This window comes from Kocuria coralli (genome assembly GCF_008831305.1).
Lineage (GTDB): Bacteria > Actinomycetota > Actinomycetes > Actinomycetales > Micrococcaceae > Kocuria > Kocuria coralli.
Map to the genome: position 1 here is coordinate 23,190 of NZ_ML708616.1, position 23,025 is coordinate 46,214.

The 23,025-nt window shown below is 68.0% G+C and carries 22 protein-coding genes; 14 read left to right on the forward strand and 8 right to left on the reverse strand.

All coding sequences use genetic code 11. The features are described 5' to 3' along the window. Window positions 1–118 precede the first annotated feature (118 nt). The 3 genes from FCK90_RS07235 to FCK90_RS07245 all read right to left on the reverse strand — a co-directional run bounded on the left by FCK90_RS07235 (window position 119) and on the right by FCK90_RS07245 (window position 3,152). On the reverse strand, window positions 119–1,456 hold the full coding sequence (locus FCK90_RS07235) for a threonine/serine exporter family protein (protein ID WP_158033637.1): 1,338 nt from the start codon (window positions 1,454–1,456) through the stop codon (window positions 119–121). A gap of 199 nt (window positions 1,457–1,655) precedes the next feature. After that, window positions 1,656–2,072, reverse strand: a complete 417-nt coding sequence (locus FCK90_RS07240; protein WP_158033638.1) for a GNAT family N-acetyltransferase — start codon at window positions 2,070–2,072, stop codon at window positions 1,656–1,658. A 57-nt stretch (window positions 2,073–2,129) separates the two neighbouring features. Then, on the reverse strand, window positions 2,130–3,152 hold the full coding sequence (locus tag FCK90_RS07245) for an LLM class flavin-dependent oxidoreductase (protein ID WP_158033639.1): 1,023 nt from the start codon (window positions 3,150–3,152) through the stop codon (window positions 2,130–2,132). Window positions 3,153–3,280: 128 nt separating this feature from the next. Here FCK90_RS07245 and FCK90_RS07250 point away from each other — a divergent pair, with 128 nt between their 5' ends. From FCK90_RS07250 to FCK90_RS07260, 3 genes are all read left to right on the forward strand, one after another. Beyond that, window positions 3,281–3,904, forward strand: coding sequence for a TetR family transcriptional regulator (locus FCK90_RS07250; RefSeq protein WP_158033640.1), 624 nt, complete (start codon window positions 3,281–3,283; stop codon window positions 3,902–3,904). Then, window positions 3,901–5,547 carry an MDR family MFS transporter gene (locus FCK90_RS07255; protein WP_158033641.1) on the forward strand — a complete coding sequence of 549 codons (1,647 nt, stop codon included), beginning with the start codon at window positions 3,901–3,903 and terminating at the stop codon, window positions 5,545–5,547. The genes FCK90_RS07250 and FCK90_RS07255 overlap by 4 nt, the downstream gene beginning before the upstream one ends. Window positions 5,548–5,708: 161 nt before the next feature. Then, entirely contained in the window at window positions 5,709–7,166 is a 1,458-nt protein-coding gene (locus FCK90_RS07260; RefSeq protein WP_158033642.1) for a benzaldehyde dehydrogenase, read from the forward strand. Between the two features lie 76 nt (window positions 7,167–7,242). Here FCK90_RS07260 and FCK90_RS07265 read toward each other — a convergent pair whose 3' ends face one another. Further along, the gene (locus FCK90_RS07265; protein ID WP_158033643.1) at window positions 7,243–8,088 is read right to left on the reverse strand and encodes a PhzF family phenazine biosynthesis protein; all 846 of its coding nucleotides are present in this window, start codon (window positions 8,086–8,088) and stop codon (window positions 7,243–7,245) included. A 101-nt stretch (window positions 8,089–8,189) separates the two neighbouring features. Continuing rightward, window positions 8,190–9,218 carry a TOPRIM nucleotidyl transferase/hydrolase domain-containing protein gene (locus FCK90_RS07270; RefSeq protein WP_158033644.1) on the reverse strand — a complete coding sequence of 343 codons (1,029 nt, stop codon included), beginning with the start codon at window positions 9,216–9,218 and terminating at the stop codon, window positions 8,190–8,192. Between the two features lie 189 nt (window positions 9,219–9,407). On the opposite strand from FCK90_RS07270, the gene FCK90_RS07275 reads away from it, so the two are divergent. The 5 genes from FCK90_RS07275 (at window position 9,408) to FCK90_RS07295 (ending at window position 14,098) form a co-directional block, all read left to right on the forward strand. Next, the gene (locus tag FCK90_RS07275; RefSeq protein WP_158033645.1) at window positions 9,408–10,262 is read left to right on the forward strand and encodes an ABC transporter ATP-binding protein; all 855 of its coding nucleotides are present in this window, start codon (window positions 9,408–9,410) and stop codon (window positions 10,260–10,262) included. Next, complete coding sequence (locus FCK90_RS07280; protein ID WP_158033646.1) at window positions 10,259–11,539, forward strand: ABC transporter permease; 1,281 nt, start codon at window positions 10,259–10,261, stop codon at window positions 11,537–11,539. Before FCK90_RS07275 ends, FCK90_RS07280 begins: the two co-directional genes overlap by 4 nt. Window positions 11,540–11,637: 98 nt before the next feature. Continuing rightward, a complete protein-coding gene (locus FCK90_RS07285) occupies window positions 11,638–12,231 on the forward strand; it encodes a hypothetical protein (RefSeq protein WP_158033647.1) in 594 nt (197 codons plus the stop codon). A gap of 106 nt (window positions 12,232–12,337) precedes the next feature. Continuing rightward, window positions 12,338–12,790, forward strand: a complete 453-nt coding sequence (locus FCK90_RS07290) for a hypothetical protein (RefSeq protein ID WP_158033648.1) — start codon at window positions 12,338–12,340, stop codon at window positions 12,788–12,790. Window positions 12,791–12,844: 54 nt separating this feature from the next. Then, complete coding sequence (locus FCK90_RS07295; RefSeq protein WP_158033649.1) at window positions 12,845–14,098, forward strand: phospholipase D-like domain-containing protein; 1,254 nt, start codon at window positions 12,845–12,847, stop codon at window positions 14,096–14,098. Window positions 14,099–14,161: 63 nt separating this feature from the next. On the opposite strand, the gene FCK90_RS07300 is transcribed toward FCK90_RS07295, so the two are convergent. Together FCK90_RS07300 and FCK90_RS07305 are read right to left on the reverse strand one after the other, a co-directional pair. Then, window positions 14,162–14,512, reverse strand: coding sequence for a hypothetical protein (locus FCK90_RS07300; protein WP_158033650.1), 351 nt, complete (start codon window positions 14,510–14,512; stop codon window positions 14,162–14,164). A 247-nt stretch (window positions 14,513–14,759) separates the two neighbouring features. Beyond that, window positions 14,760–14,966: a cold-shock protein gene (locus tag FCK90_RS07305; protein WP_158033651.1), complete on the reverse strand. Its 207-nt coding sequence runs from the start codon at window positions 14,964–14,966 to the stop codon at window positions 14,760–14,762. A 708-nt stretch (window positions 14,967–15,674) separates the two neighbouring features. Here FCK90_RS07305 and FCK90_RS07310 point away from each other — a divergent pair. After that, window positions 15,675–16,379, forward strand: coding sequence for a hypothetical protein (locus FCK90_RS07310; protein ID WP_158033652.1), 705 nt, complete (start codon window positions 15,675–15,677; stop codon window positions 16,377–16,379). 14 nt (window positions 16,380–16,393) lie between these two features. Here the strand turns inward: FCK90_RS07310 and FCK90_RS07315 are convergent, their stop codons facing one another. After that, window positions 16,394–16,855 (reverse strand): hypothetical protein, encoded by a 462-nt coding sequence (locus FCK90_RS07315; protein ID WP_158033653.1) that lies wholly within the window; start codon window positions 16,853–16,855, stop codon window positions 16,394–16,396. A 281-nt stretch (window positions 16,856–17,136) separates the two neighbouring features. On the opposite strand from FCK90_RS07315, the gene FCK90_RS07320 reads away from it, so the two are divergent. The 5 genes from FCK90_RS07320 (at window position 17,137) to FCK90_RS07340 (ending at window position 22,994) form a co-directional block, all read left to right on the forward strand. Further along, complete coding sequence (locus tag FCK90_RS07320) at window positions 17,137–17,796, forward strand: SDR family oxidoreductase (protein WP_158033654.1); 660 nt, start codon at window positions 17,137–17,139, stop codon at window positions 17,794–17,796. Between the two features lie 221 nt (window positions 17,797–18,017). Further along, the gene (locus FCK90_RS07325; RefSeq protein ID WP_158033655.1) at window positions 18,018–18,980 is read left to right on the forward strand and encodes a sugar phosphate isomerase/epimerase family protein; all 963 of its coding nucleotides are present in this window, start codon (window positions 18,018–18,020) and stop codon (window positions 18,978–18,980) included. 55 nt (window positions 18,981–19,035) lie between these two features. After that, window positions 19,036–20,019, forward strand: coding sequence for a 5-dehydro-2-deoxygluconokinase (gene iolC / locus FCK90_RS07330; RefSeq protein WP_158033656.1), 984 nt, complete (start codon window positions 19,036–19,038; stop codon window positions 20,017–20,019). 12 nt (window positions 20,020–20,031) lie between these two features. After that, the gene (locus FCK90_RS07335) at window positions 20,032–21,015 is read left to right on the forward strand and encodes a Cgl0159 family (beta/alpha)8-fold protein (RefSeq protein ID WP_158033657.1); all 984 of its coding nucleotides are present in this window, start codon (window positions 20,032–20,034) and stop codon (window positions 21,013–21,015) included. Next, on the forward strand, window positions 21,012–22,994 hold the full coding sequence (locus tag FCK90_RS07340) for a 3D-(3,5/4)-trihydroxycyclohexane-1,2-dione acylhydrolase (decyclizing) (RefSeq protein ID WP_246180071.1): 1,983 nt from the start codon (window positions 21,012–21,014) through the stop codon (window positions 22,992–22,994). Before FCK90_RS07335 ends, FCK90_RS07340 begins: the two co-directional genes overlap by 4 nt. Window positions 22,995–23,025 lie beyond the last annotated feature (31 nt).

Consider the following 23,025-nt stretch of genomic DNA (forward strand, 5'->3'; position numbering starts at 1 on the left):
GGGCCTGTGCCGGTTGAATCCATGGGCCGAGATTTTCAGCCCGGTTCATAGTCTGCCGAGGCCCGCAGTGAACCGCCAGGTCGAAGATGAACCTAGGAAAAATTGTTCCTAGGTTCGTTCAGCTGTCATGTGTCCTGGGCATGCGGGCCCGCTGTGGAGCCGGTCGCCTCCCGCTCCGTTGGACAGGGGTGCGCTGCCGGTTCTTCGAGGCGATGAAGGACGCCAGCTGGAACCCGGCGGTGACTCCTACACCCAGGCCCGCGACGATCAGTGCTGCCTGGGCGAAGAACTGCAGGCCGGTGTCATGGAACATCTCCAGGGCGAGTCCCTGGAAGACGATCAGGCCCGGGAGCAAGGCGCCGGTGATGCCCATCAGGGCCAGAACCGGTGCTGGATAAGCGGACCTGCGGGCCCAGAGGGCGACGGCGAAGCCGAGGACCGCGGCGCTGATCGTGCTGGCCCAGGCCGAGGGGATGCCCGCCCAGTGGATCAGCGCTCGATTGCAGCAGGCCGTGAACAGTCCGACCGCTGCGGCGGGAATCAGCAAGGCGCGGCCGCCGGCGTTGGCCATGGCGTTGGAGATCGCGCCGAGCATGGAGAACACCAGACCCAGCGGGATCGCCAGTGACGGCAGTGCGATCTGATCGGCCGTCTCGGAATGCAGGTCGCCGGCAGCCGAGACCACGATGAGGCCACCCAGGACGATGCCGCCCAGAGCCAGCGCCAGTGAGGCGAAACGGGCCATGGCTGCCAGGTGATCCGCATTGACGGCGTCGACGACGGTGCTCACCACCAGCGGGAGAGGGACGAGCAGCGTCCAGCTGACTGCGATGCAGCCGACGGCCTCGATCCAGGAGACGGCGCCTATTCCTAGGAGAGCTGCCGTGGTCGCCGCCCCTGCGAGGCATTGCAGGGCCACTGCGTACAACCGCGTGACCCCGAGTCTGCCGGTCAGCCGTGCGGTGGCGCTTGCGATCAGGTGCACGAGAGCCGCGCACAGCGCCATCACGGTGGTCCCGCCGACCTGCAGGCCGATGCAGAAGGCCAGCAGCGTGAGCCCTCCGAGCGTCCACCACCAGGGAAGCTCGAACGTCGTGGCTTCGTCGATGAGCCGCCGGGATTGCCGCGGGGTAGCACGGCCTTCGGCCATCGACGTCGAGGCGAGCCCCAGGCGGCGCAGATGCTCGCAGTTGATCGCATCGATCGCCGCAGCGGCTGCGGTGCGGCTCAGCGCCCGATTCTGCGGATCCACGTATTCGACGGTCACCGTCCTGCCGGTGATCCAGACCTGGGCGGTGTGCAGCCCCAACCCCGCCGCGCTCTCCTTGACGTTGCGGATCGTCTCACTCGTCGATTGACCCGCCTCCCTCTGCGCCGTACCGAGGCGCAGGAGCACATCGAGACGTTCCCATACCTCTGCCTCGGCAAGCTCGGTTTCCTGACTGGCAGTGTTCATGATCGCCTTCCCGTGAGTAGCTCGAAGGCTATCGGAGGACGACCGCGTTATAAGGGGACCGCCCTGCCGGCCGCTGGCTCGGGCATCGTCATCGCGCTCGTGCGAGCGCCGGATGGTGCGCGGCGGCCAACGGGGTACGGGACAGAGGGAGAAGAGATCCGTTTGGTGCGATGAGCAGGGCCGAGCCTTGCTGGCTGCGCTATCTCAGCGAGCACTCATAGCGCTGGCGATGAGGCCATCGGGAGTCAGGGCGGTCCTTCGCCGTGACCGTGAATCCGGTGCGCCGGTAGAAGTTCACGGCATCATCGTCAGTTTCCGCGTACACAGCACGATCGGGCGCCAGCCCGCGCACGGCACCGACCATCGCCGTTCCCAGGCCACTGCGCTGGGCGTTCTCGGCGACGGCGATGTATTCGATCACGGTCGCGACCTCACCCGGGCGGAATGCGATGAAGGCGAGCACACGGTTGTCCTCGATGGTGCCGAGCACCGTAAGCTGCGGCAGTTCTTCGCGGATGACCCGGTCGAGTTCAGGGTCGTCGACCTCAGTCGCGAGCCACAGCAGATGCAGGAATTCCTGGCTGTTCGTCTCGGTCGTCGTCAGTGACCGGATCATGCCCTCATTGTGCTCGAAACCGCCAGATACTCGATTCTGCCAGCAGGTCTTGGCTAGTCAGCGCCAACCTAGAGCCGGAGCGACGTCCTTCAGGATCGCCTCGATGACATGCGCGTTGTACTCGACGCCCAGCTGGTTCGGCACCGTCAGAAGGAGGGTGTCGGCCTCGGCGATCGCCTCGTCCTGGGACAGCTCGTCGATCAGGACATCCGGCTCGGCCGCGTAGGTGCGGCCGAAGACCGAGCGCACGTTGTCGATGATCCCGACCTGGTCCGACTTCTCCCGGTTGACGCCGAAATACGCTCGATCCAGGTCATTGACCAGCGCGAAGATGCTGCGGCTCACGGAGACTCGCGGCTCGTGGTCATGACCGGCCTCGGCCCAGGCCTGGCGGAATGCCCGGATCTGCTTGGCCTGCTGGACGTGGAACGGCTCGCCGGACTCATCGGTCTTCAGCGTGGAACTCATGAGGTTCATGCCCAGCTCAGCGCTCCAGCGCGCCGTCGCGTCTGACGCGGCGCCCCACCAGATGCGCTCCCGCAGGCCCTCCGAATAGGGCTCGATGCGCAGCAGGCCGGGCGGATTCGGGAACATGGGCCGGGGGCTCGGCTGCGCGAACTGCTTGCCCGAAAGCGCCTCCAGGGCGAGCTCGGTGTGCCTCCTGGCCATGTCGGCGTCCGACTCCCCTTCAGCGGGCTCGAAGCCGAAGTACCGCCAGCCGTCGATCACCTGCTCGGGCGATCCGCGGGAAATCCCTAGCTGGAGCCTGCCTCCGGCGATGAGATCGGCCGCGCCGGCGTCCTCGGCGAAGGTCAGGGGGTTCGAATACCGCATATCCACGACGCCGGTGCCGATCTCGATACGGCTCGTCCTGGCTCCTACCGCGGCGAGCAGCGGGAACGGCGAGCCGAGCTGCCGGGCGAAGTGGTGGACCCGGAAATACGCACCGTCCGCGCCGAGCTCCTCGGCCGCCACGGCGAGGTCGATGCTCTGGAGCAGCGCATCCGAGGCTGATTGGGTGGACGACGTGGGGTGTGGGCTCCAGTGCCCGAAGGACAGGAAACCGATCTTCTTGCTCACGTGCACACTAACCTCACGGGACCGCCCCGTATTCCGCCGGCCCGGCGCGCCTCCCTCATAAGGGGACGTGTCACAGATCTCAAAAATTGCAGTTGTGCAAAAAGTGCTGGAGTGCAAATATTGCAGTCATGCAAGAAAAGAGTCTCAGGGAACGGAAGAAGGCGGAGACCTGGGAGGCCATCCACCGTGAGGCCGCCGAGGCCGTGCTGGAGCGCGGCCTGGATTCGGTGACGGTCGATGAGATCGCCCAAGCGGTCGGCATCTCCTCGCGCACCTTCTTCAACTATTTCCCCACCAAAGACCACGCCGTCCTGGGCCTCAGGGACCCGGTGGTCCCTGAGGACACGCTGGCGGACCTGACGCCGGGCTCCGGCCTGCTGCGGCAAGTGGTCACCTTGCTGGACCAGGTGGTCGTATCGGCGCGACCGGCCACCACGCCGTCCCTGCGCCACCGCCTGCTGAATCAGCACCCCGAGCTGATGGGGCTGCACAAGCAGACTCTGCACCGCACGGAGGACCTGGTGCGCGCGGCGCTGCTGCAACGGCTGGCCGAACAGCCGCCGTCGGACCTGACCGAGGACGACGCCGTGTCCATGACCGAACGCGTCCGGATGCTCGTCCTCGTGGCAGGCAGCATTCTCCGCTTCGCGTGGACCGGTTCGGGGCATGTGCCCGGCCAGGACCCCACCCCCCAGGACTACGACCACGCCGTCGCGGTCTATCACTTCTTGAACAGAACGGACCTGTCATGACCACAACCGACTACTCGGAGCGCGAGCCGCATCCCGAGACGGCGCCGACCACTGTGGTCGGCGCTTCGACCGGTACTGCCGGTGCGCCGCCCTGGGACTACGAGACCGAGGAGACGGACGGCTCCAACCGCAGGCGTCTCCTGCCGATCTTCCTGGGCCTGATGGTGGTGATGCTGCTGGCGGCACTGGACCAGACGATCTTCTCGACCGCCCTGCCCACGATCGTGGGAGATCTCGACGGCGTTCACCAGATGCAGTGGGTGATCACCGGCTACATCCTCGCCTCGACCGTGATGATGCCCGTGTACGGCAAGATCGGCGACCAGATCGGACGCAAGCCCGTCCTCCTGGCCGCGATCACCCTGTTCATGGTCGGATCCGCGATCAGCGGCCTGGCCACCAACATCGACTGGATGATCGCCGGCCGTGTGGTCCAGGGCCTGGGTGGCGGCGGTCTGATGATCCTCTCGCAGACCGTGATCGCCGACGTCGTCCCTCCGCGTGATCGCGGACGCTACATGGGCCTGATGGGCGGCGTCTTCGCGCTGGCCTCCGTCGCCGGGCCGCTGCTGGGCGGGTGGCTGACCACCGGACCCGGCTGGCGCTGGGCGTTCTGGATCAACATCCCCCTGGGGCTGTTCGCGTTCGGCCTGTTCGCCTTCCTGCTGAAGCTGCCCCGCCCGCAGCAGCAGGTCAAGGTGGACTTCGCCGGAATGGCCACTCTGGGGGCCGCCACCGTGGCCCTGATCCTTGCTGCCACCTGGGGCGGCAACGACTACGACTGGGGTTCCTGGCAGATCCTGTCCTTGTTCGGGGCCGCCGTGGTCCTGGCCGTGATCTTCGTACTGATCGAGCGTAAGGCCGCTCAGCCCGTCCTGCCGCTGTCCCTGTTCAGCAACCGGAGCTTCACGCTGACGATGCTGGCCGGCCTGTTCATGGGGATCGCGATGTTCGGAGCCCTGGGCTACATGCCCACCTACCTGCAGATGGTGCACGGCGCCAGCGCCACGGAATCCGGCCTGCTCATGATCCCCATGATGGCGTGCATGCTCGCCACCTCGATCATCACGGGCCAGGTGGTCAGCAAGACCGGCCGGTACAAGATCTTCCCGCTCATCGGCATGGTGATCATCGCGGGGGCCCTGGTGATGATGGGCCAGCTCTCCGCGGATCTCCCCGTGTGGCGCGTCTGCCTGGCGCTGGGCGTGCTCGGCATCGGCCTGGGCATGACGATGCAGATCCTGGTGCTGATCGTCCAGAACGTGTTCCCGCCCTCCATGGTCGGCACGGCGACGGCGGGCAACAACTTCTTCCGCCAGGTCGGCGCCACTCTGGGCTCGGCCGTGGTGGGAAGCCTGTTCGCCTCGCGCCTCATGGACATGCTCTCCGAGCGGATGCCCGCGCAGGCCATGACCGGTGCGGGCGGCGGGGACGCCAGCGCCGACTTCACGCCGGAGCTCGTGCGGTCGCTTCCGGAGCAGATCCAGTCGATCGTGATCGGGTCCTACAACGACGCCCTGATCCCGGTCTACCTGTGGCTCGTGCCGTTCGTCGTCGTCGGGGCGATCCTGATGTTCTTCGTCCCCGAGACCGCGCTGCGCACGTCCAACAAGGTGAGCGAGGACTCCGGAATCCAGGAGTGAGCACCGCCTCGGGTTCTCAGAGCCCGAGGACGCTCTGAGAGACTGGCCGGGACCCGGATCATGAGTGATCCGGGTCCCGGCCAGTTCCCGATCCGCTCTGGCCGCCTCTGCGACCCGGCAGAGACCCAGCCCGCTGAACACCGGCACGCAAAGGAGCGACCGTGGGACTTCTGGACACCGCCCTGTTCGAGAACGCCGTTTTCACCGGCCGATGGACGTCAGGGGGCGGCGACCCGCTGACGGTCCGCAACCCCGCCAACGACGACGTCCTGGCCACCGTGGGGACCGCCACCCCCGACGAGGTCCGCGAGGCCGCGACTCGTGCGGCGAAAGCCCAGGAGGAGTGGGCACGGACCAAGCCGTCCGAACGGGCCGCGATCATGCGCCGTGCCGGGCAGATCATCGAGGACTACGCGGAGGAGATCGCCGGCTGGGTAGTGCGCGAGACGGGAGGCATCCCGCCCAAGGCGGATCTGGAGGTCCACGTCGGAGCAGCCGAGTGCTACGAAGCCTCCGCCCTGCCCACGCACCCTCAGGGCCAGTGGCTGCCCTCCGACTCCGCCCACTGGTCGCTGGCCAGGCGTCGCCCGGCAGGCGTGGTCACGGTGATCTCCCCGTTCAACTTCCCCCTCATCCTGTCGATCCGGTCGGCCGCTCCCGCCCTGGCCCTGGGCAACTCGGTGCTGCTCAAGCCGGATCCGCGCACCACCGTGACGGGCGGATTCCTGATCGCCCGCGCCTTCGAAGAGGCCGGCCTGCCCGAGGGGGTGCTCCAGGTCCTGCCCGGGGGAGGGGACGTCGGAGCGGCGGCCGTCGCCGCCGACGAGGTCCGCATCGTCTCGTTCACCGGCTCGACCGCAGCCGGGCGGATCGTCGGTGCCGAGGGCGGCAGGCTCCTCAAGCGCACGCACCTGGAACTGGGCGGCAACAACGCCGTCGTCGTCCTGCCCGGGGCGGACCTGGACCTCGCGTCCTCGGCCGGTGCCATGGGCTCGTTCTTCCACCAAGGCCAGATCTGCATGACCACGGGCCGTCACGTGGTGCATGAGGAGGTCTACGACGAGTACCTCGCCAAGCTCTCCGAGCGCGCGGACAACCTGGTGGTGGGCGACCCCTCCGCGGGGCCGGTCCACCTGGGGCCGATCATCGACGAGAGGCAGCTCAAGAACATCGATTCCATCGTCCAGGAGACCGTGATCGCCGGGGCCTCCGTGCGGTCGGGAGCCACCCATGACGGATTGTTCTACCGCCCGACGGTCCTGGCCGACCTCACCCCGGAGATGCCCGCGTGGAAGGACGAGATCTTCGGCCCCGTGGCGCCCGTGCTCTCCGTCGGCTCGGCGGACGAGGCCGTGCAGATGGTCAACGCCTCGGACTACGGCCTGTCCGTCTCCGTCATCGGCCCCGTCTCCGAGGCCATGAAGGTGGCCGACGGCGTTCGGTCCGGCAAGGTGCACATCAATGAGATGACCGTGGGGGACCAGGCCCACGCCCCGTTCGGCGGCGTGGGCGACTCCGGGACGGGATCGCGTTTCGGCGGGGCCGACGCGAACATCGAGGCCTTCACCGAGACCCAGTGGGTGACCGTCTCCCCGGAGATCGTCCGGTACCCGTTCTGATCCGGCTTGGCCTGATCCGGCCTGTCCCGACCCGCCCCGGCCTGGCATCGGCCCTGACCTGGCCGATCCAGCGGGTTCAGGCGCTGAGGCTGATCTGCCCGCGCACCCGCGAGGTGACGGGACCCCCGATCCAGACCTCGGAGCCCCTGGTCTCGACCTGAACCGTGGCGGCGCGACCGAGGGCCGTGCCCTGGGAGACCGTGTACGACCGGGGTGCGATCTCCTGCGGCACCAGCCAGGCGGCGAAGCTCGCGCTGAGTGCGGCCGCCGCGGGATACTCCGCGACGCCCAGGGACGGCGCGAAGGAACGCAGTTCGAAATGGGTGCGACCGCCCTCGGGGTAGGCGCCCATGACCCCCACGCACAGCTGCCCGAGCTCGTGGATATTGGGATCCATGGCCTTCACCGTCTCGGCGTCCGAGATCAGCAGGCCCAGGAACCCCGGGCCGTTGTCCAGCCACGTGGTGGCCTTGATGTCCTCATGGTCCAGGCCGAGGACCTCGCGGGCGATCTCCACGGTGAGCTCGTCGGGAACGCCCCGGTCGTACGACGGCGGAGCCGTGAACTGCAGGTTGTCGCCCGGCCCGACGGCGATGTGCACCAGGCCCGCGTCGCACTCCTGGACGACCCCGCCCGGTGAGCGGGGTTCATGGCCCTGATCCAGCCAGGCGCGGCAGGCCGCGAGGGTGGACAGCCCCGCGAAGCGGACCTCGGTGGTGGGTGCGAAGCACCGCAGTCTGTAGTCGGCCCCGGCTTGGGTCGGCGGGAGCACGAAACCCACCTCGGTCGCGGCCGACCAGCTGGCGATGGCCGACATCTCCGGATCCGTGAGTTCGCCGGCATCCAGCACGACGGCGACGGGGCTGCCCTGGAACGGCGCTGCGGCGAAGACGTCCACGACGAGATGGGGAAGAACGCTCATGTTCCCGAGATTAAGGGCAAGCGCGCTGCCCGATGGCACCGAGAGAGGGCCTGTGGAGGGATGACCACGTAAAAGCGGACGGACTCATGCCTAGTCCTCAACTAGTCCTCAACCATCCCGGCCAAGGCGGTACACAGCCGGCACAGAGCCGGTGGCATGTCCTCGAGCTCTGCCCGCACGGCCGCCGTCCGCAACGCCCGGTGGTTCTTCGCCGCCAGTTCCTCGCCCAGCGCGCCGAGGGCGGCCATGAAGGAGGGCCAGGCCGACAACTGGGCCTCCAGGTCGGCTGAGAAGGCGCACCACCGGCTTCCGGCCGTGCTCGGACCGCCGAACTCCCAGCCCGCCTCCTGAGGGGCGAGCCCGCGGAGCAGGTTCTCCGTCTGGATCCGCCGGGTCCGGGCCACCCGGTGCGCCATGGCAGGACCCGTGGGGATGGGACCGCCGTCGCCGTCGAAGACCACATATGTCCGGACGCCCAGGCGAGTGGCCAGAAGATTGAGGGCCGCCATCCGGACCTTGCTGTGGGCGGCCACCACGGCGATGCCGGGTAGGGCGAAGCGACGGATCAGGACCTCGAAGACGGCCCGGTCCGTCCGGCCCTCGACCAGCACGGCCCTCTCGGCGCGGAGCAGGCGGGTAAAGGAGAGGGCGTCCGTGGAGGTCAGCTCGCGGAAGACATCGTTGCGGCTCCGCCCGAGTTCCCGCGCCACCGATCCCACGTCCGCCCGGAAGGAGCCCGCGGAGCCGCAGGGTGGGATCCTGATCACGGTCTCCGCCCATTCCGGCGGGATCAGGTCGTCGTCGCCGGGCAGCACGAGCAGATCCCGCTGACCGCAATCCGCGGCCAGGCGCCTCGCGGAGGCCGTGTGCTGCTTGAGCTCGCGCAAGGCGCATGCGGCTGCGGAGGGGGAGTCCGCGGCCAGCCGCGACCGCTCCGGAAAGGGAGAGCGCCGGTCCAGCACGGTTCCGCGGGAGACACCCCAGCGCGCCAGGGCGCATTCCACGGCGTCGTCGGTAAGCCGGGCTGCCGGAGACCCGGCGGCCACGACCACCGTGAGGCGGACGGCCGGGACGGCGGCCCGGCCCCCGGGCGGTCTCGATCGGTTCCGCTGCGGGCTGGAGGGCGGCACCCCTTCAGCATATGCACCGAGGAACGTTGTACTGTCGAATCATCCCTAAGTCGGAAACCGCGTGGGTGAAACCTGCCGTTGCGACCCACGGTTCATTCTCCCGAGGGATGTCCATGGCCCCCGGATCCGACACCATGGAATCAGCGACCCTCATGGGGTCGATTCACACTCAATCAGGAGGCGAAGGCGATGGAACCGGCGGTCCTTGAGACCGAAAATCTGGTCAAGGTCTACGGACGCGGGGCTAACCGTTTTGATGCCCTCAAAGGGCTGACGCTGGAGATCCGGCGTGGAGAGTCAGTGGCGGTGATCGGGAAATCCGGTTCCGGTAAATCCACGCTGATGCACCTCATGGCGTTGCTGGACCGCCCCTCCCAGGGGGTGGTGGCGCTCAACGGCCGTCCCGTGTCGGAATTGAAGAACAAGGAGATCCACAAGCTCAGGAACGAGAGTTTCGGGTTCGTCTTCCAGCAGTTCTTCCTGAACCCCAATCAGACCGTCCTGGAAAACGTGGTGCTTCCGCTCAAGATCGCCGGCGTGGCCAAACGCGAGCGCAATCGCCGCGGCATGGAGGCTCTCGAGCGTCTGGAGATGGCGGACAAGGCCAAGAACAAGGCGACTGATCTCTCCGGCGGCCAGAAGCAGCGCGCGTGCATCGCCCGTGCCCTGGTGACCAGCCCGTCCGTGATCTTCGCCGACGAGCCCACCGGCAACCTGGACTCGAACACCTCCGAGGTGGTCGAGGAGATCCTGTTCGGTCTGCAGCGCGAGCAGGGCATCACCCTGGTCATCGTCACTCACGACGACGACCTCGCGGCCAAGTGCGATCGCCGGATCTATCTCAAGGACGGCGAGATCGTGCAGGCCGAGGAGATCCACGCCGATTCGGCCGGTGCGCCCGCCCAGGGCACCACGGGCGGAGAGCGGGAGGACACCTCCACCGGCGCCCACGTCGCACCAGCACCCCAGTACCCGGCCACCGAGCCGTGGGCCGCCCCCGCGGACTCGGACGGCCCCAAACACCGTGAGGAGGGCACCCGATGAAGGCGACGGACGTTGTCACCACGGCCCTTGGCAACACCATGCGCTCCAAGGCGCGCACCATCCTGACCGTGATCGCCATCTTCATCGGCGCGTTCACGCTGACCCTGACGTCCGGTCTGGGCGTGGGCATCAACCAGTACGTGGACCGTGCGCTGGAGGGCTTCGGCGATCAGGACCAGATCTACGTCCAGAAGATCGCGGACCAGACGGAGACCACGTCCCAGGGCCCGCAGAAGTACGACCCCGACGAGGCGGCCTCCGACGGGATGTTCGGCGGCATGCCGATGCTCAGCGAAGGCGATATCGAGACCGTCCGCGGAATCGACGGCGTCGAGTCCGTGGATCCCACGGTCTTCGTCTCGGCCACCTACCTCGAGGCGCAGAACGGCGACCAGTACCGGCTGACCCTGGGAGCCCCGGGCCAGTCCGGCAGCCTCGAGTACGCCGCCGGGGAGAGCCCCGCCAGGGACGCCGATGAGATAACGATCCCCAGCACGTGGCTGGACGCCCTGGGTTACGACGACGCGGAAGCGGCCGTCGGCGAGACGGTCAAGGTCGGCATGACCAACGTCGTGGGCGAGGAGCAGGACTTCGATGCGACCATCAGCGGTGTCACCGACGAGATGATCTCCGGTGCCGGCGCGGACCCCGTGCCGTCGTCGTCCTTCAACGAGAAGCTCTACGACTACCAGGTCTCCGGCGGCCCCGACGACACCCCCCAGGCCTACATCGCGGCGACCGCGGTGGTTCCCGACTTGGATCAGCAGAACCAGGTCAAGACGGACCTGTCCGACGAGGGGATGCTGGGCATGACCTTCGAGGACCAGCTGGGCGCGATCCGCGGCGTCATCAACGCGGTGACCTGGGTGCTCAACGGCTTCGCGCTGATCGCCCTGCTGGCGGCGGCCTTCGGCATCGTCAACACGCTCCTGATGTCCGTGCAGGAGCGGACCCGGGAGATCGGCCTGATGAAGTCCCTGGGCATGTCCCCGGGCAAGATCTTCGGGCTGTTCTCCTCGGAGGCCGTGCTCATCGGCTTGATCGGATCCCTCATCGGCGTGGGCGGAGGCGTGCTCGTGGGCACCGTGGCCAACGCTGCTCTGACGGGTGAAGGCGGTGCGCTGAGCAGCGTCGCGGGCCTGACCCTCTACGGGATCGCCCCGGTGCAGCTGCTCGGTATCGTGGTACTGATCATGGTGATCGCCTTCATCGCGGGCACGTTGCCCGCCGCCCGGGCGGCCCGCAAGGATCCCATCGAAGCGCTGCGCTACGAGTAGTTCTCGGTGGGGCGCCGCCGCAGCGGCGGCAGCGCCCCACCCCCGCCCCCACCGATCCAGATCAAGTCCCCTGAAGAAACCTCGAAGGAGGAGCTGACGTGACGAACGCACCACAGTCCCCCCAGTACCCCGAGTATCCCCAGAACCCGCAGGGCGGAAACAAGTACGGCACCGCCGGCTACGATCCCAATCAGAACTTCGAACTGACCAAGCCCCCGCAGGTGGACCGGCTGTTCCAGCTGACCATGGCGTCCTTCGTGCTCTACCTGATCTCCTCCGTAGTGGGGATCGTGGCCCTGTTCAGCGACTCCACCCGGGAGGTCATCCGGGAGGAGCTGGAGTCCCAGGGAGTGGCCAGTGGCGCGGAGCTCGACCAGTTCGTGAACGCCGGCCTCATCGGCGGTGCCGTGGTCATGGTGATCCCCCTGGTGATCGCCATCGCCGGCTACGCACTGGTGCTGCTCGGCATCAAGAAGCGCTGGGGCTGGAGCCGCATCCTGGGCATCGTCCTGGCCATCCTCGGCACCCTGTTCACGGCGTACGGATTGCGGCCCACCCCTGAGGTGACTGCTGCGGGCGGTATGTACGCCGTCAACCTGATTTTGGGCCTGCTGTTCATCGCCGTGAACGTCTACTGGCTCGTCCTGGCCTTCAACGGGAAGGTCGCCGCGTGGCTCGGCCGCCGCGGCTGACCGCCTGAACGACACCAGGACCCCACCGACCGGAACGGTCGACCCGGTGCCGCCCGGATCGTGCGATCAGCACGGTTCGGGCGGCACCGTACTGAAAGGACCCGCCATGCCGCAGCAACCGCAGCAGCTGCTCTCCAACCGCCTGTATTCGTTGCTCATCGCCTCCGCCGGTGCGTATGTGCTCCTGAACGTCCTGCACGCCATCGCCCGCTCCACGGACACGTACCGGGACAAGCTCCTCACGGCCTACGACGAGGTCATGGGCCCCGGCTCCAGCAGTGCGCTGGACACCTCCTCCGCCGTCGGCTTCACGTCCGTGCTCGGGTGGATCGTCGTCCTCGGCGTCTATGCGCTGGTGCTGGTCCTCCTGATGCGAGAGAAGCGATGGGCGCGGCCCGCGGGCATCGCCCTGGCGTGCCTGGGCTCGGCGGCAGCGCTCTTCGGCCTGATCTACGTCTTCTTCTACGGCATGCTCGGCCTCGTGGTGGCGGCCGTGATCGTCATCTACGCAGCGATCAACGTGGCCTGGGTCGTGACCGCGGTACGGACGAGGCCATGACGGGGGAAGACGGGGCGTGCCGCGGGGTCATCCCCGGTCCCGTAGGCTGATCGTATGGTTGCCCCCGCTTCGACCCCCATCCGTAGCCTCGTCAAGAAGGTCGTGGTTCGCACGGCACTGGGTGTCGTCACAGCCCAGGCGGCGACCATCGGTGGCCTGGTGGCCTACGACGCCCTGACCAAGAGCCAGCGGAAGACCCGCTCCGGTTTCCCCCGTCCCGGTCGTTTCGGCACGGACGTGGCCAGCTCCGACGTCGACGTATTCACCTTCGGCGCCGACCTCTACGACGACATGATCGAGAAGATCGACGCCGCCGAGCGCAACGTCTTCCTGGAGACTTACCTCTGGAAGGGCGACGAGTACGGGCAGAAGTTCCTCGACGCGGTCAACCGCGCCGCCCGGCGAGGGCTGGACGTCCGGGTCATCTACGACGGCTTCGGCAACCTGGTGGTCCCGTCCAAGTTCTACCGCTTCGATCCCGCCGTGAAGGTCTACCGGGTCCCGGTCCTGCGCCCCGAGCTCCTGACGGCGCCCATCCGCACCACCGGGGTCAACCACCGCAAGGTCCTGGTGGTCGACGACGACACCGCCTACGTGGGCGGGTACAACCTCGGCTCGACCTACGCCACGACGTGGCGGGACACCCACCTGAGAGTGTGCGGACCGGACTCCTGGGCCCTGCGTCAGTCCTTCGCGACCGTGTGGAACGGCGCGGCCGGCAAGCACGACAAGGTTCCCCGGCTGGATCCTCCGGAGTGGGACTCCCGCGTCCGGGTGTGGGCCAATACGCCGTTCCGGCTGGTCTACCCCATCCGGAGCATGTACCTGCAGGCCATCGACCGGGCCACGCATCACATCTACATCTCCACCCCGTACTTCATCCCGGACCATCAGATCCTGAACGCCCTGATCCGGGCCCAGGAGCGCGGGGTGGACGTACGGATCATGGTGCCCATGGACTCCAACCACGTCCTGGCGGACTGGGCCTCGCGCGGCTTCTACGTGCCCCTGCTGCGCGCCGGGGTCACGCTGCTGCTGTACAAGAACGCGATGATCCATGCCAAGACGGCAACGATCGACGGCGTGTGGTCGACGGTCGGCACCGCGAACATCGACCGGCTGTCCCTGTCGTTCAACTACGAGGTCAACCTGGAGATCATCGACAACGACCTCGCCGCCGTGATGGAGCGGGTGTTCGAGGTCGACAGCTCCAATTCGCAGCGGCTGAGCCTCGAGGAATGGGAGGACCGGCACCCGCTGGCGTGGGTGGCCGAGCTGGCCATCGCGCCCTTCCGGTCCTTCCTCTGAACCTCTCCTTCGGCGGTAGACGTCTTCGGCGGTAGACGTCGCCCTGGGCTCACGCCCGTGCGCTCACTCCTTGCGGTGGACCGCCCAGGCGACCACGAGCACGCCCGCGACCAGGAGCCCGGCCACCACGAGGCCGAGACGGTCGTCGGCGTACCACGGGTTGGTCTTCTGCCGATGATCTTTCTGGTCAGCGGAGCCGGCTGACCGCCTGGGGGCGCCGCCCTCGGGGTCACGGGAACTCTGCGTGGCATCCGCTGCGCCGGAGTACACCCCGGCGGCCGGGGCGTCGGCGTCATGGCGGCCTGCCTCCGGCCCGTGGTCGTCCTGATGGCCGCCATGGGTGGTCTGCTGGACTCCGCTTTCGGAGTTGGCCTGAACGGGGTTGTTGATACCGGGGATCGCGTTGTTCGGCATGGGGTCCTCCTCGCTGACGTCACCTGAAGGGATGCGAGCGAGCCTCCGCCAACGGCTTTCTACCGGCCTCCCGTCCACCGCGACGGGGAAGCGCGCTCGAACTGCTGTATCCAACACTGCTATATCCAACATAGGGCCATAAGCGGCCTGATGACAGATTCTGACCCGGGCGGCGAGGAGCCGGGTTAAAAAGAGTCGTGCCCGGCATCCCTAGGGATGCCGGGCACGATCAGAAGTCTGGAACGGGTCAGCCGAGGACGGTGATGTTCGCAGCCTGGAGACCCTTGGGGCCTTCCTGGACCTCGAACTCGACGCGCTGGTTCTCCTCCAGGGAACGGTAGCCATTACCGTTGATCGCCGAGAAGTGGGCGAAAACGTCCTGCTGAGAATCATCGGGGCTGATGAAGCCGAATCCCTTGTCAGCGTTGAACCACTTGACAGTGCCGGTCTGCATTATTGCTGGTCGATCCTTCCGGAACGGTGACGGACGCCGACTCTCGGCGACCGCTTGCCGTCGTCTTGCTCCATACGACTTGGTCCCGGTGGACAGTCGGCCGCGAACGGCGCTGGCCCCGCGTGTGCGGGAATTTACGACAACTATCCACAACGGTACACGAGGTGACGGCCCTGGTCTCGTTTCGTGCCGAATTTCACGGTCGGGTTCACAGTCGGTTGCATGCTCAGGTTCGTAGGCCCGACCCGGGGCGGGGCCATGGGCAGTCCTTGACCGGGTGGGCGGCTTCCGCTCCGGTTCGGTAGGCAGCCACCGATGGCACGGGGCTTGGCACCCAGGAAACGTTGAGGGCATGCCGTGTTAAATACCAAGGGTGTACCAGCCCCGTGCCAGGCGGGTGCGGTTAAGTAGTTATCACCTCGAACAGAGGGCGGCAGTTCCGACTGGAGGGTTCGGTTCTGCTGAGCTTCCTGTAGCGACGATGACGGTGGTGGTGCGTCGTCATCAAGAGTCTCGCTGCAGGAGGGGGACAGAAGAGAGCCGCCTGCCACTTGACCCCTGAGTGGCAGGCGGCTCTCTGTTAATGTCTAAGCTTGTAGGGGCTATTCCCGACAACTGCATGCTTTTGCAGGTAGTCTCAGGCGGCAAAGATGGAGTTGTCCCGCTGGTACGGCGGGAGAAGAGGGAGATGGGTCAGGGGTGGTCCACGTGGCGCGTTCCGACGGCGAGAGCCGGGTTCTTCTGCGCGCCGGAAGCCGGACCGCCTGGTGCGCCCGGATCAGGTCCTACGGACCGAACGGTGAACCCGCCGCGATTCCCGAGCAGGAACTGCATGACTCGTTCGGAGGCGTCCGCGAGGTCTTCCGCCACGGCCTGATCGCGGCCCTGGGTACCAATGAAACCGGTCAGGACGTCGGCAGCGAAGACCTGGCCGTGAGCTATCTGGACATGGGGCTGGGCGACTACGCCCTGTGGTTCGACATCCGTGACCGGCGCAGCCGCGCGGCGCGCTGGCTCTCTCCCAAGGTGACCTGGGAGGCCGCGGTCGAGCTGCTCATCGGAGAGGCCTCCAGGGACATCGTGGCCCTGCTCAGGGCCACCGCGATGGGCGTCTTCAGCAATGCCGAGGGTCTCATGATCCGCCCCGTGCCGGGGCCGGACGGAATGCAGTCCCGTGTCGAGATCTCCCTGCCCGGTCAGCCCGCCGCACGACTGGATTCCACTTTGTGGGACTGGTCGCGCAGCCCTCAGGGACTCGAGACCGTGCGCGAGATGTTCGCGGCGCTCAGGGCATCCGAGGTGGCCTATGTGGAGGTCATCCTGTACGCGGGATCACCGCAGGAGAAGACCATCAGGCTGGATGCGACGCCGGGGGTCCTGAACTTCATCCAGGGCGCCGAGCCAGGGGTCTGAGCCCGGCGGCGCCGTCAGCGACCCCGCCCCTCCTCCGCGTCCCTGCCCGCCTCTGAGTCGCGTTCCATAGCGGCCTCGATCGTGCGCAGCAGCCGCCGACCCGTGGCCACCAGATAACGATCGGTCCCGAAGGCGAGCAGTATTGGGGATCGGTTCCAGCGGCTGGCGGCCCGCCCCTCCACGCTCATGGTGATACGCGTCGTCCCCGGGGAGGAGGCGAGCCCCTCCCACGCCACGGTGGTCCGGGCGTCCACCGGCCCCCGGGTCGAGCGGAGCACGACCTTCTCGTCCCGGTGGAAATGGGAGACGATCGCAATCCAGGAAGGGGTGAAGGGCCCTAGGGCGAGCGGGTACTCGAGAACGGTTCCCGGGGCGATCAGCGTGGTCGAGGATGCCGTCCTTCCCCCGGGTGAAGCCCAGAAAGCCAGGAACTGCTCGGCGTTCTCCATGAAGTCGCCGGTCCGCTCGGGGGACAAGGGGATATCCACCGAACGGGAACAGAAATAGGGTTTGGGGGCGCGCATGATGCTCCAGGGAACAGGCCAAAGATCAATGATAAAGAATAGACCCCGCTCTCTGACCTGCACGGTTTAAGTCGCTCGGTGACGCGATGTGTCCGATTTGTCGCTGACCGTGAACACGCCTGGTCCCGTGGGACCTGCGGTGAGAGCGTTGTAGGCAGTTCATCGCTGCCGGTACCGCGTCGGTTCTGGATGTGAGGCCGGCGGCGAAGCCCGAATCCCTGGAAGGGGGAACCATGACGAACATCGTTCTGATCGGTGGCCACGGCAAGGTGGCCCTGCTGGCCGCGCCGCTGCTGTCCGAGGCCGGTGAAGAGGTGAGCTCGTGGATCCGCAAGCCCGAGCAGATCGACGAGGTCGAGGAGACCGGCGCCAAGGCGGTGGTCCTGGACGTGCAGAACGCCTCGACGGAGGAGCTGACCACCGCGTTCGAGGGCATCGACGTCGTCGTGTGGACCGCCGGTGCCGGAGGCGGTGACCCGGAGCGCACGTGGGCGGTCGACCGCGACGCCGCGATCCGCTCGATGGATGCCGCCGAGCGCGCCGGGGTGGGTCGCTACGTGATGGTCTCCTATCTCGGAGCGGGCCCTGATCACGGGGTCCCCGAGGATGATTCCTTCTACGCCTATGCTCAGTCCAAGACCGAGGCCGACGCGCACCTGCGCGACTCCTCGCTGCGGTGGACCATCCTGGGCCCCGGGGCCCTCACGCTCGACGAGCCGAGCGGCAGGATCCGGGTCGTCGAGGACGGGCAGAAGGTCGAGGACACCTCGACCTCGCGGGCCAACGTGGCACGGGCGATCCTGGAGGCCGTCCGCAACGACGTCTCCGTGGGCCGCACGGTGAACTTCGTCGACGGCGATGAGCCCATCGACGAGGTCTTCGCCACGGCGTAGCCCGGACTTCAGCTGCCGAGTGCCCGGCCGACAAGCGGTTCTGCGTGATCCGCGGGTCGTCTCCGGGTGCTCGGCAGAGTTCGTGCCTGTTTGTCTTGACATTAGAACAGGTGGACTGGAAGAGTGTGAGGCATCACACCAACGACGGTGGTGATCGCGTGACCGCCCGGCAGGGCGATGCGCGCCAGTAGTCCTCGACCGCTGACCCAGGAGTCACACCCATGACCTCGCCGACCTCCCCCAGCGCTACCCCCGGTACTTCCGGGACGACGGCGGAGAACACCTTCATCATCGGAACGGCGCCGGACTCCTGGGGAGTGTGGTTCCCGGACGACCCCCAGCAGACCCCGTGGGAGCGTTTCCTGGACGAGGTCGTGGCGGCCGGCTACAAGTGGATCGAGCTCGGCCCCTACGGCTACCTGCCCAACGACCCCTCGCGCCTGGCGGAAGAACTCGCCGCCCGTGATCTCAAGGTCAGCGCCGGTACGGTCTTCACCGCCTTCCATCGTGGCAAGGACGAGTCGGCGGCGGCCTGGGAGCCGGCCCGGCGGGTCGCGGAGCTGACGGCAGCTGTGGGCGGCGAGCACATCGTCGTCATCCCCGCGATGTGGCGCGACGATGTCACCGGGGAAGCGGTCGAGAACGGGACCCTGGACAAAGACCAGCTGAACCAGTTGTTCGCGGGTCACAACGAGCTCGGCAAGGTGCTGCAGGAGGAGTACGGCCTCAAGCAGCAGTTCCACTCCCACGCCGACTCCCACGTCTGCTCGATGGGGGAGATCGAGACCTTCCTGGAGGGCACCGACCCGGAGCTGGTCACCCTGTGTCTCGATACCGGCCATGCGGAATACGGCGGAGCCTCTTCCGCCGAGCTGATCCGCAAGTATCCCGACCGGATCGGCTACCTGCACCTCAAGCAGATCAGCCCGGAGATCATGAAGAAGGTCCGCGAGGAGGATCTGACCTGGGCCGCCGCCAACCTGGCCGGCGTGATGGTCGAGCCGCCCGCCGGCGCCCCGGACCTGGCGGAGGTCATCGAGCTGGTCGAGGCGCTCGACCGGCCGATCTTCGGCATCGTGGAGCAGGACATGTACCCGGTCTCCTCGTTCGACGTCCCGCTGCCCATCGCCACGCGCACCCGCCGGTACCTGTGCGGTTGCGGTTCCCGTACCCGAGTCGCCTGATCGCGCACCGATCGACGACGTCGCCAACCACCAGCCCGCAGAAGAGAGCAGGACTATGACCCACGATCTCGTGACCATGGGGCGCATCAGCGTCGATGTCTACCCGGAGGACATCGGGGTAGGCCTGGAGGAGGTGAAGACCTTCGGCAAGTACCTGGGCGGATCCCCGACCAACGTCGCCGTGGCCGCCGCCAGGCACGGCCGCAACACTGCGGTGATCACCCGCACGGGTGCCGACCCCTTCGGCGACTACCTCCGCTCGGAGCTGCGCCGTTACGGCGTGGATCCCCAGTGGGCCACGAGCGTGCCGGACCTGCAGACCCCCGTGACCTTCTGCGCCATCAGGCCGCCGGAGGACTTCCCGCTGTACTTCTACGGCCGTACGCCCACCGCCCCCGACTGGGCGATCGACCCGGGCGAGGTGGACCTGGACGCGTTGCGCGAGGCGACCCTGTTCTGGTCGACGGTGACCGGCCTGGCCCAGGAGCCGAGCCGCACCGCCCAGATCACCGCGCACGAGGCCCGCCCGAGGGAGTCGCTGCGCGAGGGCCAGCACACCGTCCTCGACCTCGACCACCGCCCCATGTTCTGGGACTCGGAGGAGCACGCCCGGGCAGAGGTCGCGAAGATCCTGCCGTACGTCACGGTGGCCATCGGCAACGAGACCGAGTGCGCCGTCGCCGTCGGGCACGGGACCCCCGACGAGCAGGCGGACCGCCTGCTCGAGGCCGGGGTCAAGATCGCCGTGGTCAAGCTGGGATCGCAGGGCGTCATGGCCGCGACCGCCGACGAGCGCGTGGTCTCGGCACCCCTGCCCGTGGAGACCGTCAACGGCCTGGGCGCGGGCGACTCCTTCGGGGGCGCCTTCTGCCACGGCCTGCTGGCCGGCTGGCCCCTGGCCCAGGTCCTGGACTTCGCCAATGCGTGCGGGGCGATCGTCGCCTCCCGCATCGCGTGCTCCGAGGCCATGCCCACCACCGAAGAGGCGTTCGAGCTGCTGCGCGAGCGCGGCCGGGCCCTGCCTGCGGAAACCGTCTAGGAGCTGGTCGACATGGCCTATGAACCGCTGAGCACCGATACCCGCCGCTACGAGCACCTGAGCCGCATCCGCCTCGAGGACCCGGACGCCGTCGCCCGCGCCGCCGCAAGCCGACGGCGCCATCCGGGTCTGGTCTACGGACGGCAGAACTTCGTGATCGCCGCCGACCACCCGGCCCGCGGCTCCCTCGGCGTGGGCAACGAGCCCCACGCCATGGCCGACCGGCTGGACCTCCTGGACCGGCTCCAGATCGCGCTCGCGGACCCGCGCGTGGACGGCGTGCTGGGCTCCCCGGACATCCTGGACGACCTGCTGCTGCTGGGCGCTCTGGAGGGCAAGCTCGTCTTCGGCTCCATGAACCGCGCCGGGCTCCCCGGACTGGTCAACGAGATCGACGACCGCTTCACCGGCCATACGGCCGCCGCGCTCGATGCCCTCGGCGCCGACGGCGGCAAGATGCTCACCCGCATCTGCTTCGGCGACCCCCACACCACCTCGGTGCTGGAGTCCACGGCCCAAGCCATCGACGACCTGCACGCCCACGGCCTGATCGCCATGGTCGAGCCGTTCATCTCGGAGGTCCACGCGAACGACCGCGGCAGCCGGGTGGTCAACGACCTCTCCGCCGACGCCGTGATCCGCTCGGTCGCGATCGCCCAGGGGCTGGGCGCCAGCTCGGCGAGGACCTGGATGAAGCTGCCCGTGGTCGAGGACATGGAACGCGTGATGGCCTCGACCACCTTGCCGACCGTGCTGCTGGGCGGGGATCCGTCCGGTGACCCCGACGAGGTCTTCTCGACCTGGCAGGCGGCCTTGGCCCTCCCGGGCGTGCAGGGCCTGACCGTGGGCCGCACCCTGCTCTACCCGCCGGACAACGACGTCGCCGCGGCCGTGTCCTCCGCGGCCTCCCTGCTCAACGGGCGGGAGCCGGCGGACGACGTCGCAGTCAACGCTGCAACCGGCACGGCTACTGATGGAAGCGAGATCAATCGATGAGCACCCGTGAAATGTCGGTGGCCCAGGCCGTCGTGGAGTTCCTCGGCAACCAGTGGACCGTCGACACCGTCGACGGCGTCCGCACCGAGGTCCGCACGATCCCGGGGACCTTCGGGATCTTCGGCCACGGCAACGTGGCCGGCGTGGGCCAGGCCCTCAAGCAGGCGCAGGTCCGGGCTCCCGGCCTCATGCCCTACTACCAGGGCCGCAACGAACAGGGGATGGTCCACCAGGCCGTCGGCTACGCCCGGCACACCCGGCGCCGCCAGACCTATGCGGTGACCGCCTCCATCGGGCCGGGCTCCTCCAACATGGTCACCGGCGCGGCGCTCGCCACCACCAACCGCCTGCCGGCGCTGCTGCTGCCCTCCGACGTCTTCGCCACCCGCACGCCGGACCCCGTTCTCCAGCAGCTGGAGCGCCCGGACGCCTACGACGTGACCGTCAACGACATCTTCCGCCCGGTCAGCCGGTACTTCGACCGGGTCTGGCGCCCGGAGCAGACCTTCTCCGCCCTGCTCAACGCCATGCGCGTGCTGACCGACCCGGTGGAGACCGGCGCGGTGACGGTGGCGCTGCCGCAGGACGTCCAGGCCGAGCGGGTCGAGGTGCCCGAGGAGTTCCTGGCCCCGCGTCAGTGGCGCATCCGCCGTCCCGACCCGGAGGCCGAGGAGCTGCGCGACGCCGTCGAGGTGATCCGCTCCGCCAAGCGCCCCGTGATCATCGCGGGCGGCGGCGTGCACTACGCCTTCGCGCACGGCAAGCTGAAGGCCTTCGCCGAGGCCACGGGCATCCCGGTCGCCTACACCCAGGCGGGGGTGGGCGTCCTGGACTGGGACCACGAGCTGTGCCTGGGGGCAGTGGGCTCCACCGGTTCCACCGCGTCGAACGCCTACGTGGCCGACGCCGACGTGATCATCGGCATCGGCACCCGCTACGAGGATTTCACCACCGCCTCCAAGACCGCCTTCCAGCACCCCGGCGTGCGGTTCGTGAACATCAACGTGGCCTCCTTCGACGCCTTCAAGATGGGCGCATCGGTACCGCTGGTGGCCGATGCGGGCAAGGCATTGACCGAGCTCACCGCAGCCCTGCAGGGCTGGCACGCCGAGGACGAGGTCGCCGAGACCGTGCGCCGGGAGAAGGCGCGCTGGGACGGCATCCTGGACGAGGCGTTCACCTCCCGCCAGCAGCCGCTGCCCGCGCAGAACGAGATCATCGGTGCGGTCAACGGAGCCATGGCGGATCAGGACGTGCTCATCTGCGCGGCGGGATCCCTGCCCGGTGACCTGCACAAGATGTGGCGGGTCAAGGATCCCTGGGGCTACCACGTCGAGTACGCCTTCTCCTGCATGGGCTACGAGATCGCCGGCGGGCTCGGCGTCAAGCGGGCCGCCCTCGCCGAGGCGGGGATCGGACCGGACGCGGCGGCCGAGAACGCCACGGGCGCCGGTGTGACCGAGCCGCGCGACGTCGTCGTCATGGTGGGCGACGGTTCCTACCTGATGATGCACACCGAGCTGGTCACGGCGGTGGCCGAGGGTCTCAAGCTGATCGTCGTGCTGATCCAGAACCACGGCTACGCCTCGATCGGGGCGCTCTCCGAGTCCCTGGGCTCGCAGCGGTTCGGGACCAAGTACCGGTACCTGGACGAGGAGAAGCACACCTTCGACGACGCCGGGACGCTGCCCATCGACCTCGCCACCAACGCGGAGTCCCTGGGGGCCGAGGTCATCCGCGTGGAGCCGGGCGAGGACGCCATCGACAGGCTCGCGGCAGCCGTCGCCGAGGCCAAGGCGCGCCCCGAGGGCTCCGGCCCCGTGGTGATCCACATCGAGTCCGATCTCTACGCCGACGCCCCCAGCTCCGAATCCTGGTGGGACGTCCCCGTCACGGGGGTCTCCAACCTGGAATCCACGCAGGAGGCCTACGGGGTCTACGCGGAGCACAAGGCCCGGCAGCGCCCGCACGTCGGCTGAGGCCATCAGTCAGTCCACTCCAAGCACTTAC

Bases quoted from the DNA above. Each gene is read 5' to 3' on its own strand.
- FCK90_RS07275 (WP_158033645.1), top strand. From the start codon at position 9,408: ATGGAACCGGCGGTCCTTGAGACCGAAAATCTGGTCAAGGTCTACGGA.
- FCK90_RS07320 (WP_158033654.1), top strand. From the start codon at position 17,137: ATGACGAACATCGTTCTGATCGGTGGCCACGGCAAGGTGGCCCTGCTG.
- FCK90_RS07250 (WP_158033640.1), top strand. From the start codon at position 3,281: ATGCAAGAAAAGAGTCTCAGGGAACGGAAGAAGGCGGAGACCTGGGAG.
- FCK90_RS07300 (WP_158033650.1), bottom strand. From the start codon at position 14,512: ATGCCGAACAACGCGATCCCCGGTATCAACAACCCCGTTCAGGCCAAC.
- FCK90_RS07340 (WP_246180071.1), top strand. From the start codon at position 21,012: ATGAGCACCCGTGAAATGTCGGTGGCCCAGGCCGTCGTGGAGTTCCTC.
- FCK90_RS07290 (WP_158033648.1), top strand. From the start codon at position 12,338: ATGCCGCAGCAACCGCAGCAGCTGCTCTCCAACCGCCTGTATTCGTTG.
- FCK90_RS07235 (WP_158033637.1), bottom strand. From the start codon at position 1,456: ATGAACACTGCCAGTCAGGAAACCGAGCTTGCCGAGGCAGAGGTATGG.
- FCK90_RS07325 (WP_158033655.1), top strand. From the start codon at position 18,018: ATGACCTCGCCGACCTCCCCCAGCGCTACCCCCGGTACTTCCGGGACG.
- FCK90_RS07240 (WP_158033638.1), bottom strand. From the start codon at position 2,072: ATGATCCGGTCACTGACGACGACCGAGACGAACAGCCAGGAATTCCTG.
- FCK90_RS07295 (WP_158033649.1), top strand. From the start codon at position 12,845: ATGGTTGCCCCCGCTTCGACCCCCATCCGTAGCCTCGTCAAGAAGGTC.
- iolC (WP_158033656.1), top strand. From the start codon at position 19,036: ATGACCCACGATCTCGTGACCATGGGGCGCATCAGCGTCGATGTCTAC.
- FCK90_RS07305 (WP_158033651.1), bottom strand. From the start codon at position 14,966: ATGCAGACCGGCACTGTCAAGTGGTTCAACGCTGACAAGGGATTCGGC.
- FCK90_RS07255 (WP_158033641.1), top strand. From the start codon at position 3,901: ATGACCACAACCGACTACTCGGAGCGCGAGCCGCATCCCGAGACGGCG.
- FCK90_RS07335 (WP_158033657.1), top strand. From the start codon at position 20,032: ATGGCCTATGAACCGCTGAGCACCGATACCCGCCGCTACGAGCACCTG.
- FCK90_RS07265 (WP_158033643.1), bottom strand. From the start codon at position 8,088: ATGAGCGTTCTTCCCCATCTCGTCGTGGACGTCTTCGCCGCAGCGCCG.
- FCK90_RS07280 (WP_158033646.1), top strand. From the start codon at position 10,259: ATGAAGGCGACGGACGTTGTCACCACGGCCCTTGGCAACACCATGCGC.